A 14937-nucleotide genomic window follows, 5' to 3' on the forward strand; every position below is an offset into this window, starting at 1 on the left:
GTCACGCTCGGCCTTGCATCCATTTCAACAATGCCATCCCACTCGACAGAACGCCTGCCAAAAGTAAAGGCGAAGTGAATGTGAACATGATAAAGACGATGTGGGGAAACCGACCACCATCACCACCGGAACCACTCAAATCAGTCCCGAAAGCGATGTTGATTTCGTCGCGAACCGCATCGACACGTGAGGCGTACAGAATCCCCGCCGAGATCAATGCAAAAATCAACATCATCAGCATCATGACCCCTAGGCTCAATTGCGGCGGTCGTCGAAGAGTGCGATTCGTGCTCATAGAAACAGGATACCGTCCAGCGACCGGTCCGCAAACACGCCGCAGCCGATCAGCACGGTAAATCAGTGGCTGATGACCATCTTCCCCCCCAGTCTGCTATGAAATTTTGAGGGAACGCAGAAGCGAGTGAAATGGTCCATCAAAAACGGAAAAATACCCCAGACGGGTTTCGCGATATTGTAAAACCGGACAAGATAGGTGTTCAATCAACCACTTCTTTTCGACTTTTCTTTTCAAAGGCTTCTCCGCAATGGACGAACTAATTCAGAAACTAACTGCCCAATTGGGTATCGACGCTGGCATTGCCAACAAAGCAACGGGCCAAGCGATGGCGATGATCAAGGACAAAGTGGGCGGCGACTTGTTTAGCCAAATCTCGGGCGCAATCCCCGGTGCGGAAAATGCGGCAGCTGCTTCTGCCGAAACCGCTTCGGAACCTGCTAGCGGATTGATGGGCGCCCTTTCAGGACTTGCCTCAAAAACACTCGGCGGCTCTGCTGGCGAAGCAATGGAATTGGGGTCATCCCTCAAATCCGCTGGTCTCAAACCCGAACAAATGGGCGGGTTTGCCAGTACGCTTTTGGAATTTCTCAAAGATAAACTTGGCGACGATGTGCTCGATCAAATTTTGTCGAAAGTCCCGATGCTGAAAAGCTTGATTGGTTAAAAAACGATGACTAGACGTTATGCAATTTGCAACGAAACATTCGGCGATTGGCCGCTCGACAAAGCACTTGCCTTTGCCGCTGCGGCCGGTTTCACCGGATGGGAAGTCGCCCCGTTTGTGCTCACCGACACGATTGGCTCGTTTTCAAAATCCGAGCGAAACGATTACCGCGCTGCCGTCGAAGCAGCGGGCTTGTCGGTTGTGGGATTGCATTGGTTGTTGGCAAAAACCAACGGCTTGCATTTAACGACCAACGACGCAGATGTTCGTCTTCGGACGCGAGATTATCTATGCGACTTGGTCGAATTGTGCAGCGACCTCGGGGGCGACGTGATGGTGCTCGGATCACCTCAACAACGGAATGTGCCCGAAGGCCAATCGATGGATCAGGCGATGCAAAACGCTGCGGAAGTCCTTTCGGGTGTCACCGAGTCACTCGCCCAACACGGCGTCAAAATCGCGCTCGAACCGCTCGGCCCACAAGAAGGCAACTTTCTCAACACAGCGGCCGAAGCACGCCAATTACAAGCCATCGTCGATCATCCATCAATCGGATTGCACTTGGATGTCAAAGCGATGAGCACCGAGCCGACGCCGATCGCTGACGTCATTCGCGCCAACGCCGATTGGATGATTCATTTTCACGCGAATGACCCCAATTTGCTCGGTCCCGGGATGGGCGATGTCGATTTTCAACCGATCTTCGCGGCACTCGACGACGTTCACTACGATGGTTGGGTCAGTGTGGAAGTATTTGATTACTCCCCCGGCATCGAGCGATTGGTCCTCGAAAGCATGAGCAACATGCTCAACGCTCAAAAACAAGGTTGACTTGGGAGACAAAACAAAACTAACGTCCGGGTGTTAGTTTCCCAACCTTGTATTCGCTCTGCATGACGCAATCGCTTTCACCGGGTCGTGAGTCCGATCGTGAACCCATTTCGATGGGTAACGGCGGTTGTTCTGCGCCATCCACTATTCCAACCGCGTGGGAAAAAGTCTTTCAGAAACCAGTGTTACTCGCTGTTTTTGCTGGCATTTTTGCCATTACGACCTCGGCCGGTTGTACCTCACCTCGCTACTTGTCAAACCGCTCGGTTCGCGAAAACCCACTCAACAGGACGCTGAAATTAGTCGGCGTCAAAGGTCCGCAGGTTAGCCAGCGGACTTGGAATACGCTCACTCGCTTTGGTCTCGACAATCAGTATTCCTCGGATCACCACAAGTGTTTTACCCAAATTCGCCAAACCATCAATTCGAACCCTGATCCAGAACTCGTTTACGCTCTTAGCGAACTTTCTTACGTCGAGGGCAAGAAATCGGAGCGAACGGGGGACCTGCTCAATGCGTTAAGCCATTACGGGGTTGCGCTAACCAATAGCTATGACTATTTGTTTAGCGAAGATCTGAACATGACTCGCAATGCCTTTGATCCGCAATTCCGTGCCGCCTCCGATTTGTACAACGAATCATTGGAAGACACTCTGCGAATCCTTTGCAGCGAACATCACATTGAACCCGGCAGAACCTATACGATCAAAACACCGGATCGTGAATTCATTGTCCGCACGGAAATGCACGGTAAATGGAAACCCGAAGAGTTCGACCGCTATGAATTTGTGAGCGATTACGACATCGAAACCCTGCACAATCGCCACACCACCTACGGCCTCGGTGTACCGCTGATCGCCGTACGAAAGTCCGCATTGAATAAAGACCCTCGCGAGCGGTTTTATCCGGATGGACTTAGCTACGCGGTTTCAGCAATGATGCGATGTGCGCCGAACCATAAACAGGGCCGTGCCGGCGAATCCCCCACGTGTGTGCTGGAATTTTTTGATCCTCTACAAGCCAACCAAGTTGAGATTGCCAATCAGTGGGTACCACTTGAAACCGACTTGACCACGCCATTAGCGTTCTTTCTCGATAGCCCTGAATTCCGTAAACGTAACCAAGCAACCGAAGGGTTGCTCGATCCAGATGAATCGCAACAGCGGCGCGGAATCTACATGCTTGAACCCTATGATCCCGACCGGATACCGGTTTTGATGGTCCACGGTCTTTGGTCAAGCCCGCTAACATGGATGGACATGTTCAACGATTTGCGTAGTTTTCCTGAAATTCGCGAGCGTTATCAGTTTTGGTTCTACCTCTATCCGTCTGGACAGCCGTTCTGGATCAGCGCCGCACAATTACGTAGCGATTTATTGGCAACTCGCAATGCGTTTGATGCGGGACACCGCGATCGCGCAATCGATCAAATGGTTTTAGTCGGCCACAGTATGGGTGGATTGGTCAGCCGATTGCAGACCATGGAAAGCGGTGATGATTTCTGGAAAATCGTCAGCGATAAACCTGCTGAAAAGCTTCGTGGCGCCGACCAAGACCGTGTCAAACTGGTTAGCACTCTGTACTTCAAGCCGAACCAATCCATTCGCCGCGTGATCACAATCGGGACACCTCATCGAGGCAGCGACTTTGCGAATGATTACACGCGTTGGCTAGCACGCAAATTCATCAAACTACCGCAGCTATTCGTTTCAACCGGAAAACGATTAGCCCGCGAAAACCCCAATTTCTTTCGTGATACGAAATTGTTAACGACGGCAAACGCGATCGACTCGCTCGCCCCTAAATCGCCAATTTTTCCCGTGATGCTTCGTGCCAAGCATTCACCGGACATCAAATTTCATAATATCGTCGGGGTCGTGGACAAACGAGGAATCTTTTCGGCCAGCACCCGCCGAGGAGACGGTATCGTCGAATTCGAGAGCGCCCACATGGACGACGTCGAAAGTGAACTAATCGTGGATTCAGAGCATACGACGATGCATATGACAGGAAAAGCAATCTTTGAAGTTCGCCGCGTATTGCTCGAACATCTACAGCAAATCGATTCCGAAGACCGGGTTGCAATTCGCCCAATCCAAATTAGCGACCAGCACTAGCGAAGGAATCCAGCTAGCGGGGCACCAGCCTGCGGCTTCGCTGAATCGTTGACACGGATGCGGGCACTGTACAAGTGAGGCGAAGTGAGATTGTTCAATCGGTTTACTCCTTCAACTACTTTGCTTTTCTTGACCGACCGAGATGGCATCGCCACGGGATGAGCGAACGCTCCTTCACGATCGCTAATCTGGCTAAGCTCTGACTCGGAATCGCGATCGTCTTCTCGGCTCGCTGGATCAAGGCTCGCGGGATCAAGGCTCGCGGGATCAAGGCTCGCGGGATCAATCGCTTCGAGTTCGGCACGTAGAACGCGGATATCGCGTGGTGCATCGATCCCCAATCGCACTTTGCCCCCTTCGACGCGAATCAACGTGATCGTGATGTTGTCGCCGATTTGAATCTTTTCGTTAAGCTTGCGTGACAATACCAACATGGCAGGCTCCTTTGCCTAAAAACGTGTTCTTTGAAGAGTTAGATTAGCGTCAGCGTGAAAGGTTCGTTATTTCTCGCTTGTAAAACGGTGTTAACGCAAAGGGCGTGCCAAAGAAGCCCACCCTCGCAGCGAAAGACGCCGTAAGTCATTCACACTAAAGCACTTGCATTTGCCCAGGACTCTTTTATCGCAGTTCGGATTCACGCGAAAACGGAAACAATTACAAACCGTGTGTAGTTTTGGGAAAGGCTTACGCACTGCTCTGGTAGCGATTTGCGCGACGAATCGTTCTGCAAAATGAGTCGAAAAGCGTGATCGTCGGGGCCTCCTTCGGTCAACACGATTTCGATCTTGAGTCAAATTCGAGGTTTCCCTAAACTTCCCGAGATAAACCATGCTTGTGGAAGCGAAAACGAATGGGATTCGTTATTTTCGCGAGCGAATTGACCCAATGATCGGTTCAAAGGAGTGAACAGGGATGCTTTTCCAACCCAATCGATTCACGCAGTGGATGACCTCGCTGCTTCGTTTTGGCCTTTACGTGTGCGTGATGCTGAGTGTTTGTGTAGCCGAATCGGCTAGACCGCTCACCGCTCAAGACAACGCAAACGATGTGGTAGCGGTCGTCAACGCGGACCCAATCACTCGCAAAACACTCTCCGAGGAATCACTTCGCCGCTACGGCGAGGATGTCTTGGAAAACATGGTCAATCGCCACTTAATTCTCCAAGCCTGTAAGCTTCAGGGCATCGAAGTCACTTCCGCAGAAGTCCGCGAAGAGATCGCTCGCGTGGCCCAAAAATTCGGCCTCACGATGCCCGCCTACCTGCAATTGTTACAAGAAGAACGTGACATTGCACCGGATCAATACAGTCGCGAGATCATTTGGCCGATGCTGGCGCTTCGCCGGCTCGTGGCCGCCAAAGTGTTGGTGTCCGAAAATGAGTTCAACCAAGCCTTCATCGCCCAATTCGGTGAAGCCGTCAAATGCCGCTTGATCATGATGGCAAGCCGTGCGGACGCCGACTCACTGCATCTACAAGCCACTCAGAATCCCGCTAGCTTCGCTCAATTGGCTAAACAGTACAGCGAAGACGAGGCAAGCGCAAGCGTTGGAGGATTGATCCCGCCGATCCGCCGTTACAGTGGCGATTCTCGGATTGAAGAAGCCGCTTTCGCGTTACAAGACAACGAAATATCGCCCGTGATGCAACTTGGCGACCAGTGGATTTTCATGCAGGCCGTTCGCCGTATCGGAGCATCCACGCCCAGCCCACAAGCAATGCCGAGTATCCGCGAGCAAATCACTGACCGTATTCGCGACCAAAAAATGCGTGGTGCGGCAACGGAATTGTTCGCACAATTGCAAACGGAAGCTCAAGTCGTCACCGTCTTGGGCGACGCCGAAAAAATGCAGCAACACCCAGGCGTTGCTGCCATTGTCAATGGACAACAAGTTTCGATCGCATCGGTCTCAGCCGAATGTGTCAAACGTCATGGCGAGGAAGTACTCGAAGGCGAAATCAACCGTAAACTTCTTACCCAAGCACTTCGCAAAGCAAACAAAAAAGTATCCGATCCCGACCTACAAAAGGAAGTTGAACGAGCGGCTATCAGTTTTGGGTATATCCGTAGTGATGGAAAACCTGACGTAAACACTTGGATGGAATCCATTTTGTCCGATGGAAAGACCACCGAAGAGTTATACATTCGTGACGCGGTATGGCCGAGTGTAGCCGTGAAGAAGCTCGTCGAAGAGTCCGTGACCTTAACCGAACAAGACATTCAACAAGGTTACGAATCCGCATTTGGCCCCCGGGTGGAAGTCTTAGCCGTGGTCCTCTCAGACCAACGGACGGCTCAGAAAGTCTGGGAAATGGCTCGAGACAACCCGACCGACCAATTCTTTGGTCAATTGGCTGAACAATACAGTGTTGAACCTGTTTCGGCCAGCAATATGGGCAAAGTGCCACCGATCCGAAAACACAGCGGCCAATTGGCGATCGAGCGTGAAGCGTTCGAGATGAAACCAGGCGACTTGAGCGGCATTGTCGTCACAGGCGACAAGTACATCGTGCTGCGATGCCAAGGCTACACCGAACCGGTTGTAACAGACATAGCCGCGGTAAGAACAGAATTGATTCGAGATTTGACCGAGACGAAAACAAATTTAGCCATGAATGCAAAATTCGAAGAGCTGAAGTCGTCAGCGGAAATTGACAACTTTTTTGTAGCCGCCAAGGAATTGCCACACGTTGCCAGGGCATCCGAACCGCGAGCGAAGTAGTCGCAAAAAAAACAACGTCGCTATCTAAAATATAGGATAAATTTTCACATTGTTTCGGTCGAAACAATGGTATGGTTTTCTTCGACCCTAACACAAACACGGCCCGCCGTTACTTTGTACTTAGGGAAGATACCGATCCACAGCGATCTTTGTGTTCCGATTTTCAAGCACACAAATTTGCTGCCATGATCGGAATAATCCTGAGAACGAGCAGCGAGGTGCGACAGTTCGTACTTTCATACGCAAATTCACATCAAAAACCAAGCGAAATTGGCGAATAGTTTTAGTACTCATTTCGGTGCACGTTGTAGACGTGTGGGCAACATAACACTGCTTCTTCCAGCAGGGATAAAAACATGCTTAACCTCCTTACTTACACCGTCCAATCGGTACACGGTTTACAGGATACTTTCCAGGTAAGTCCGAATGGAACGATTGACACTCATCAACTTTGTGCCGTTACCCCTCAGCACAAAAAAGTAGCTGAGCCGGTTGCAAAACATGACGAGAAAAAGTCAAAGGCGACCCCAAACCAAGTTCGCTAATTCGACCTGCTCGATAGTTTTTCTTGCTCAATAGAACGCCTGAACCAAGCGTTTGAATCTATTTTTCCATGGCCGCGCGGGTTTGCCATGGCCACTCGCTGCTGCGGCCAAATTCTGCGCCCCCCCACTGCGGATCTCTCACCAGCGACCCGTCCTCTGAATGCTCTTTGTGTGCCCCGAGCATTTTCAAATCATCATCAGTCAGGACAATGCCTAGCGATGCCATGCCACGTGCTGGTTAATAAGCCAAGCCGCCCAAGTAGACCGGCGACTTTTTCCATTCTCGCATCGACGCGGCAATGAACGCATTTCACGGTCCAGTTTCCATTGGATTAAGAGAGAAACACAACACGTTCTGGTCGCCGCGAATGAGCATCTTGTCGCCGACCACAATCGGTGCCGCCCAGCAGGGATAGCTTAACGCCACCGTTCCACCATCATCACCGGAAAAATCCCATTCGGAAATGACATTCAACTTCGTTGGGTCTGCTCGGATCACTTGCATGCCGCCCGATTCGTCGAGCACCAATAATGCCTCACCAACTCGCGTTACCGAGCTTCGCGATCGTCGTTCATCAACCCACATCACTTCGCCCGTCGACCACTCGACACACCGAAAATCACTGTCGACTGCATTTCGGCCACTACACCCATACAAATACCCATTCACCAACACCGGCGTCGACCAATGGACTCGCATCGCCTGTTTGCGTCGATTCTTCGCCGGGTCCTTCCAGAGCGCGTCGGCCTTATCCGGCGATGCTTTCAACAGCACACTTCCAACTTGATAGCACTCGCTAACAAACACCTCGTCACCAAACACCACAGGCATCATCGCATTGACGCTCTCCACAATCCCCGCACGGTGATCATATTTCCAAGCAACTTTGCCAACTCTGGCATCGATGCAAACTAATCCACTTCGAGCAAACGCTAAGACAAAGGTCTTACCATCGATCACGACCGTCCGAGGACTGCTGTAACTTGCCAGATCATTCCCCGATTTCCATCGTTCTTCGCCCGTCTTCTTATCAAATGCCACCAATAATGATCCGTTGGGATCCACTCGATCGAGTTGCCCAGGCGGAAGCGTCTGGGATTCCGCTGGGCTGCCGCCAACCATCACGATCACCCAATCGCCAAGCAGCAGCGGTGACGATCCCACCCCAAAGAAATTCTGGATGACACCATATTTTTTCTTGGTATTGACGACCCAACGCGTTTGTAACGTGCGACGATCGCGACAAACCAATTCGCCCGAGACGCCAAGTGTGAAAACGTAATCCTCATCAAGTGTCGGCGTCGCACGGGGGCCAACTTCATAGCCATACATGTCGCGATAGGAAAGCACGCGAGATTCGTCAGCTTTGACCGATCCGGTTTGCAAGTCGATGCACCGCAATCGCGACAAGGTGGCCGAGGCATTTTGGATCGCATCGGCCTGATAGTATTCGTTGCCCCAAACGGCCCCCAATCCATAGCCATCGCCGACTGGCAACGACCACAGCAAGGATGGCTGCTGGGTCCAGTTAAAGTCCCACTCCGTTACGGCAACTCCGTCCGCGTTGTTTCCCAACAAGCGTGTCCAAGAAGCCGGCTCGTCCGCCATCACCGCGACAGACACTATCGTCACGAACGTATAAACGAGCGAGCGTGTTAGAGACCCAAAAACCATTTTGCGATACCAAGCCATAGGGGAACCAAGAGGATACCGGCCATGGATGTCGACAACACAACCCGTAGCGCGGTCGATGTATCTCGCTCGTAAAGCCGAACAATCACAATGGGAAAGACCGCTGCCGGCATAGCGGCCTCTAACATTACGACCAATTTTAAATCAGGGGTCATTAGTGGGCTACACATCCCTAGCAGCGTGGCGACACCAAGCATCAAAACCGGCAGCAGAATTTGGCGAATGCCAATCGCAGCAGCCACCACAAGCCCAGAGTCTTTCCAATGTGTTTCGCGAAGGTAATCGACAATGATCGCGCCGCTGAGCATCAACCCCATCGGTATCGAACAAGCGCCCAACATCGAAATCGCTGAATGAAACGAAGCGGGGATCATTTGGTCGACGCCACACCAACGAATCAGCGAGGTGGTGACGACTGCAATTACCGGTGGAGTCAACACAGCACGCTGCCACGACGTCGCACCACCTATCACTGCAATGCCCACACTCCAAAGTGCCATATCGACGCCAACGTTATGTAGAATCAATTCAACGACGGCGTCGGGATAGAATCGCACCGCCAACGGAAGGGGGATGTAACCGTAGTTGCAAATCCCTGCGCAAAGAGCAAACGTTCGCTGTTTTGCGTCGGTATCCAGTCCCACGTATCGACCAAAACGCTTTGCCAAAGCCCACACGATCAAGAACGACACTGCGGTAAAACTAAATCCGAACACCGGGGGAAACCACAGCGTCGAGAATTGCTGCATTTGCTCACCATGCAAAATCCGGTCAGCGAACAGCGAAGGCAGCAGAACTTTCGCCGTCAGTTTAGCGAGCGAAACGTCGGCTTCGCTGTTAAGCACTCCTAGCTGGCGACACATTGCACCGATCCCAATGACAAGAAATACGCCAAGGACACTTGCAATGATGGGCCAAAGATCGGTGAGCATGGTGAGAAACGGATAGCGAATCGTTTGGAAATGACAATCAACCCTAAGTAGACTGCGAAATCGGCAATTCGACTACCGGTGGGCAAACGATATGCGAAACGACTACATTGACAAAATACCTGTTAGACCGAAAGCCACCTCTGGGCAAAACAATCAACACGCTCCCTGACACATCGACTTTGTCATCCGACGCAGCACCGACGCGATGTTTCCGCTGTTTTCGTCCGGGTGACCAATGTTTTTGCGAATGGATCCCCAAAATAGACAATCGGACTGACGTGTTGATTCTGCAGCACCGACGCGAACGATTTCATCCCTTCAATACCGCCAGAATTGTCAACCAAGCCTTGTCTCGATGCAAGCTAATTTGCGAACACAATATCGACTTGGCGACGCGTCTAGAAAAAATGGCATTCTCTGAACGAGTCGGAATCTTGTACCCCGGCGAGCAGGCGAAGTTAATGACAGAGCTTTCGCCTGAGGAGCACCCCGATCAACTGATCATTCTCGATGGGACTTGGCATCACGCCAAAACCTTAATGCGTGATATTCCACGACTGCAAATGTTGCCACGCTATCGCTTAGCTCCGGCGAAACCAGGCCAGTATCGGATTCGGCGCGAACCCAATGCGCACGCCCTTTCGACGCTCGAAGCGACGGTGGCGGCATTGAAATCGCTCGAAGGCGACACAGAACACCTCGACACATTGTTAGCAGCCTTTGCAAAAATGGTCGATCGACAATTTGCCTATGCGCCGACGAATTGGCGAAGCAACGCACGTCGCCGCGCAGGTGGATCAAATGTGCCACGAGTGCTACGTGACGATGCGACAAGCATCGTGATCGCATACGGCGAACAACAACGTGGCGACAAAGTTCGTGGCCGAGCACGCCGCGCTCAGAAACCATTGCCAGTATTTTGGACCGCAAAGCGACTCGGCACCGCGGATTGGTTTCAAGCGACGATCCAGTCTGAATCGCTCGCCGATAAAGACTTTCGAACTCGCTTGAAGCTGAAAGATGAACATCTTGAACAAACTATTTCACCTGAGTCCTTCCGAGAAGCATGGCAAGCGTTCCTGCGACCGAGTGACTGTGTGGTCGTCTATCATCCTAGCACCGCGAAGTTGCTCCACAACGCCGATGCCGATTTTGCTCCTTGCTTGACATTGAAGTCTGTGAACACTCTCGCGCATCCCAAGGGTGGCTCGCTTGACGCACTCATTGCCGCGAACGAATTGGCAACATTTCCCCGCGATGGCACAAGGGCTTCCCTGCGATTGGCAAACCTAGAAGCGTTCGTCGAGTTCCTGCGATGCATCTAGTCCGGTTGACCAATGCGAATTCCAATCGACCCCATTTATTAGCCGAATGATTGTTTTCACGTAACGCATTTGGATCGAGCGTAGGTTCGCTCAATGCATCGACCACTTACCTTTCAGGCATCAAAATCAATATGTGGTGGTGGCTCTTGTGGCGCACTGAGCGGCACTTTTGGCTCCGCCTCGTTCTCTTGTTTTTCATCGCGTTCTTTCGATTGTTCGAAAGTGTCGTACATCTGCCGACCGTCACCTCCGCGATCACCGGTTTGCTCGCCCGCTTCAACCGCATTTGATTCGGCGGCTTTGCCTGCGGGTTTTTCACCAATCGCTTGTTTGCTAAGTGCGTCAGCTGCCTGCGAATCGGCATCGCCACCTCGCGCCGCAGCACGTGAAATTCCCGCGATCGAAGCTGCCGCGGCACTGGGGTTGATATTCATCGACATTCTCCTTCGGTAGTGTGTCGACCGGTTTGTCTATCAATTAAACCAACTTCGGGGACCTCTTGCTTGGTTTTCTATCGGTGCGGGCTGAGGGGTCATCGTCGGGAAAAGCCTCTCAAGCGTCTCGCCAACCCCTTCGAATGCCCGTCGCTCGATTGCCGGTGAGGTAACCGGGCCTTTAACGTCAATCGTCCATAATGTATAGCGGTCGCCACGAAGCGGTCGGACCACTTGCGTAAAGACATTTTGGGGACTGACACGTGTATTGAAGGTCAAATCTAAATCGCGGCGTCCATCGAGGGTTCCCGTTCCTTGCAGTGCCACCCAGTCACCCCATAAACGCAGATCATTGAAGGTGATCAAATCACCAAACATCGTAAAATCAACCGAAGCGTCCGTAAACGCGACATCTTCACTCGGTTTGATCCGCAATTGATTCAGAACTTGCATGATCAATGGCAATTGATAGACGTTCGCTCCGGTGACTTCCGCATTGCCACTTCCTTTTAGAAAATCCATCGTCCCTAGGCTGCCCGAAAATCGGGCTTTTCCACTGAGTGCACCTGTCAGATCGTTATCCGAGTGCCCAAGGTCCGCAAGAAGGACAGGAACCGACGCATCAAGAACAGTGAAGTCAGCATCAAACGCACCGGTCGAAAGTAACAAATTGCCTCGCATTTCGATCGCTCCATCAAACACGCGACCTTGCATCGAACTTTGCTCGGGCTGCGGAACTTCCCCCGTTTCAGCTGTCAACGTGATTGCTTTTGGGTCCGCTGCCACACCGAAGTTCAGCCGCTCGTCGATGATCGTGAATGGACCTCGTATCTCTGTGATTTGCAAATCATTGACGTGCATCGAATCAATCTCGACATTCCCCGTCGCTCGGATACCCTCTTCATCGCGACTGCCCAATACTTTGATTTCACCTCGCATCGAGTGAACCGGTCCCACATCGGCGATCCGGTTTCCTTCGAGTTGCAGAGCAACATCCCAACGAAAACGGGGTTCGGGATGATACACGTCTGGCAAAGTCAACACCGTCTCGCCACGAAGACTCACCGGACCACGAAGTTGCAGTCGACGCATCGCCTCGCGCATCGAACCGGGAAGCGCCGAAATCAATTCAGCATCGGGATTGAGCCGACTTCCCTCTTTCAAATTCAAAGTCAACTCCCATCTTCCATTGGGCCGTTCAATACAAAAGCCATCGGCGGCTAATCGTGATGCAGCGTGTTGACCTTGAATGGAATCAATTTGAACCGTTTTTCCATCATAGTGAACCGTGCCACCGGCAATGTCGATTCGGTACGGAAGCGAGCAGGGCCGCAGACTGAGGGTCCGGTTGCTGACGCCATTGGAATTGAATTGACGCGCGGTCAAGTCGATTTGAAGCGGATCACCACGATTTTGCTGAGTGAGCGAAACGTCGGCTTCATCAAGAATGCCACCCGGAGCGACGGAGTCCCAAATGTGTTGCGCTGATTGTGGCAGTGACGAACGAAGCGAATCATCCATCGGGATCGTCGATGCTCGAAACCTCAGCGACAATTGGGCTGGCACTTCAATACGGCCACCTGAGCTTGCAATTCGGAAAAGATTTGGCTCGGCGGATGGTTGGGGAATTTGATACGTGCCGCTGCATAGCACCACCCCAGAATTCGCACTCATCCCGCGAAAGTCGACCAATCGAACGGAGTCATCACTGATCTGAATGTTACCTTCGACATTGTAAAGCGGATAGGCAAACTTCTCATAGCGCAAATGGCCGTCGATAATTCGCAAGTCGAGCTCGCGAGTCGTTTGGCCCGCGGCGTTGGTTCCAAACATGGCACTGGCTAAATGCACCGATCCTCGAGGGCGAAGCGTCCGCACAAACGACTCAAGTTTCGATTGAGTCTCGCCACGATGTGTCAGTGCCTTGATCAACGTCGCGTCAATCGCCACGGGACCGTCCGCGGCGACAACAAAAGTCTTTTCGTTGGTAACTCCAGGGCGTATCGGCAAACGAAATCCGCATTGCACTCGGTGTGAATCAATGCGTCCAGTAATCGTATCGCTCGACGCAATGCCATCACGGACGTGAATCACGCCCACGACATCGCGGACCGGATAGGGAAATTTAATATATTCTACATCGACGCCTCGGCACGATACGTCGGCATTGGCATCCCAAACACCATCATGACATTTGACGATTCCGTTGACGTCAATGTGACCGCGAGGGCGTAGCTTGTTAAACGCTTCGCTTAACTTGGGCGTAAGCATCGTCGCAAACGACTCGTCAAGTAGAAACCCTTCCGTAGCAACATTCAGGTTGACTTCCATCGGCAATTGGTCGCCGACTAAAACACCATCGGCGCGAACGATCGATTCACCAAAGTTGGCCTGTGAAGCTTCGACTTTGACCACACCTGGCTCGACGGTTACAACACCCTGCACCTGCGTGACAGGTTTGGAGAGCCGGTGGTGCGAAAACGTTCCTTCATGAATCGTCGATCGTACGCGGTAATTGGGAGTTTGGCCGGGAACAAGCAACATAGACGCCGTTACATCGCAAACACAATCTAATCCGCCTGCTTCAAGCAGTGATTCACGGAAACTGGCCGGCAATGCATCGAGTAGTCCGCGGTGAATATGAAGTCCGCGAATCGTGCTACGAATATCGCTGGCACCATTAACCGATTCAATTTTTGCAGCAAATGAACTTGCAAAATCAGCGACGCCGTTCAGGGAGATCGTGCGATTGGTCGACCCATCAAGCTGGGACAAATTCTCGATTCTAAACTCAGCTAATTCCGCCGCTAGCACTCGGCGTGTTCCCTGAGCATCGAACAAGTTCACTTTTGCTCGGCATGCATCCATTCGAGGACTCTCAGGCCCAAACTTTGGCAGCGGCATCAACTTGGCAAGCGAGGGTGTTCCATCCGCAGCAAGCGTCACGTTGGTCTCGATACCCGATAGCGCGACGCGAGTGGTTGTCAGCGGCACTTCCTTGTCGAGCAACTTCTCTGGATGCACGTTCGCAAAAACAATTATTTGTTCAATGCGAATCATCTCTTGGAGCGTTTTTGTGACCGCACGCCGGTCGGCGATCCGCAGCCCTTCGAATATGATGCCCACCTCTGGGTCAAAGCGACCGCGTCGGATCGAAATATCAAGATCCGTTAAACCTTGGGCGGCATAGTGCGCTTTTAGTTTCGACAAAAAGTGACGACGAGCTTGTTCGCCAATGGTATCGGGCGCCAGCATCCTGAACACCATAATCCCTGCGACCACAATCAGCGCAGCCCAAAACCATCGAGAGAGTGTCCTACTCGTTTTTTCGTGATTCGGCGCAGCAGTTGTCTGGGACAATCGCCAATCCAAGCTAC

General features: G+C 52.0%; 12 protein-coding genes. 6 read left to right on the forward strand and 6 right to left on the reverse strand.

What is annotated here, in order from left to right:
- Position 1 precedes the first annotated feature (1 nt).
- Positions 2 to 295 (reverse strand): hypothetical protein, encoded by a 294-nt coding sequence (locus CA13_RS31140; protein ID WP_146404032.1) that lies wholly within the window; start codon positions 293 to 295, stop codon positions 2 to 4.
- Positions 296 to 545: 250 nt separating this feature from the next.
- Here CA13_RS31140 and CA13_RS31145 point away from each other — a divergent pair, with 250 nt between their 5' ends.
- The 3 genes from CA13_RS31145 (at position 546) to CA13_RS31155 (ending at position 3910) form a co-directional block, all read left to right on the forward strand.
- The gene (locus CA13_RS31145; protein WP_146404033.1) at positions 546 to 962 is read left to right on the forward strand and encodes a DUF2780 domain-containing protein; all 417 of its coding nucleotides are present in this window, start codon (positions 546 to 548) and stop codon (positions 960 to 962) included.
- Positions 963 to 968: 6 nt separating this feature from the next.
- The gene (locus CA13_RS31150) at positions 969 to 1793 is read left to right on the forward strand and encodes a sugar phosphate isomerase/epimerase family protein (RefSeq protein ID WP_146404034.1); all 825 of its coding nucleotides are present in this window, start codon (positions 969 to 971) and stop codon (positions 1791 to 1793) included.
- Positions 1794 to 1855: 62 nt separating this feature from the next.
- Entirely contained in the window at positions 1856 to 3910 is a 2055-nt protein-coding gene (locus CA13_RS31155) for an esterase/lipase family protein (protein ID WP_419195204.1), read from the forward strand.
- Here the strand turns inward: CA13_RS31155 and CA13_RS31160 are convergent.
- On the reverse strand, positions 3907 to 4344 hold the full coding sequence (locus tag CA13_RS31160) for a carbon storage regulator (RefSeq protein ID WP_146404035.1): 438 nt from the start codon (positions 4342 to 4344) through the stop codon (positions 3907 to 3909). The genes CA13_RS31155 and CA13_RS31160 overlap by 4 nt on opposite strands.
- A 550-nt stretch (positions 4345 to 4894) precedes the next feature.
- On the opposite strand from CA13_RS31160, the gene CA13_RS31165 reads away from it, so the two are divergent.
- Both CA13_RS31165 and CA13_RS31170 read left to right on the forward strand, forming a co-directional pair.
- The gene (locus CA13_RS31165; RefSeq protein WP_419195318.1) at positions 4895 to 6631 is read left to right on the forward strand and encodes a peptidylprolyl isomerase; all 1737 of its coding nucleotides are present in this window, start codon (positions 4895 to 4897) and stop codon (positions 6629 to 6631) included.
- A 356-nt stretch (positions 6632 to 6987) separates the two neighbouring features.
- Entirely contained in the window at positions 6988 to 7176 is a 189-nt protein-coding gene (locus CA13_RS31170) for a hypothetical protein (protein WP_146404037.1), read from the forward strand.
- Between the two features lie 310 nt (positions 7177 to 7486).
- Here the strand turns inward: CA13_RS31170 and CA13_RS31175 are convergent, their stop codons facing one another.
- Entirely contained in the window at positions 7487 to 8809 is a 1323-nt protein-coding gene (locus CA13_RS31175; protein WP_419195205.1) for an outer membrane protein assembly factor BamB family protein, read from the reverse strand.
- Between the two features lie 23 nt (positions 8810 to 8832).
- Positions 8833 to 9801 (reverse strand): AEC family transporter, encoded by a 969-nt coding sequence (locus CA13_RS31180; protein WP_146404039.1) that lies wholly within the window; start codon positions 9799 to 9801, stop codon positions 8833 to 8835.
- A gap of 179 nt (positions 9802 to 9980) precedes the next feature.
- Between CA13_RS31180 and CA13_RS31185 the strand changes: the two genes are divergently transcribed.
- On the forward strand, positions 9981 to 11126 hold the full coding sequence (locus tag CA13_RS31185) for a tRNA-uridine aminocarboxypropyltransferase (RefSeq protein WP_419195319.1): 1146 nt from the start codon (positions 9981 to 9983) through the stop codon (positions 11124 to 11126).
- A 113-nt stretch (positions 11127 to 11239) separates the two neighbouring features.
- On the opposite strand, the gene CA13_RS31190 is transcribed toward CA13_RS31185, so the two are convergent.
- Both CA13_RS31190 and CA13_RS31195 read right to left on the reverse strand, forming a co-directional pair.
- Positions 11240 to 11560, reverse strand: a complete 321-nt coding sequence (locus CA13_RS31190) for a hypothetical protein (protein WP_146404041.1) — start codon at positions 11558 to 11560, stop codon at positions 11240 to 11242.
- A gap of 39 nt (positions 11561 to 11599) precedes the next feature.
- On the reverse strand, positions 11600 to 14920 hold the full coding sequence (locus tag CA13_RS31195) for an AsmA-like C-terminal region-containing protein (protein WP_146404042.1): 3321 nt from the start codon (positions 14918 to 14920) through the stop codon (positions 11600 to 11602).
- Positions 14921 to 14937: the final 17 nt, after the last annotated feature.

This window comes from Novipirellula herctigrandis (genome assembly GCA_007859835.1).
Taxonomy (GTDB): Bacteria; Planctomycetota; Planctomycetia; order Pirellulales; family Pirellulaceae; genus Novipirellula_A; species Novipirellula_A herctigrandis.

What these genes read in the sequence shown, in the direction of transcription:
- CA13_RS31155 (WP_419195204.1), top strand. Translation starts at nt 1,856, where the DNA reads ATGACGCAATCGCTTTCACCGGGTCGTGAGTCCGATCGTGAACCCATT.
- CA13_RS31190 (WP_146404041.1), bottom strand. Translation starts at nt 11,560, where the DNA reads ATGAATATCAACCCCAGTGCCGCGGCAGCTTCGATCGCGGGAATTTCA.
- CA13_RS31165 (WP_419195318.1), top strand. Translation starts at nt 4,895, where the DNA reads ATGCTGAGTGTTTGTGTAGCCGAATCGGCTAGACCGCTCACCGCTCAA.
- CA13_RS31170 (WP_146404037.1), top strand. Translation starts at nt 6,988, where the DNA reads ATGCTTAACCTCCTTACTTACACCGTCCAATCGGTACACGGTTTACAG.
- CA13_RS31150 (WP_146404034.1), top strand. Translation starts at nt 969, where the DNA reads ATGACTAGACGTTATGCAATTTGCAACGAAACATTCGGCGATTGGCCG.
- CA13_RS31180 (WP_146404039.1), bottom strand. Translation starts at nt 9,801, where the DNA reads ATGCTCACCGATCTTTGGCCCATCATTGCAAGTGTCCTTGGCGTATTT.
- CA13_RS31160 (WP_146404035.1), bottom strand. Translation starts at nt 4,344, where the DNA reads ATGTTGGTATTGTCACGCAAGCTTAACGAAAAGATTCAAATCGGCGAC.
- CA13_RS31145 (WP_146404033.1), top strand. Translation starts at nt 546, where the DNA reads ATGGACGAACTAATTCAGAAACTAACTGCCCAATTGGGTATCGACGCT.
- CA13_RS31140 (WP_146404032.1), bottom strand. Translation starts at nt 295, where the DNA reads ATGAGCACGAATCGCACTCTTCGACGACCGCCGCAATTGAGCCTAGGG.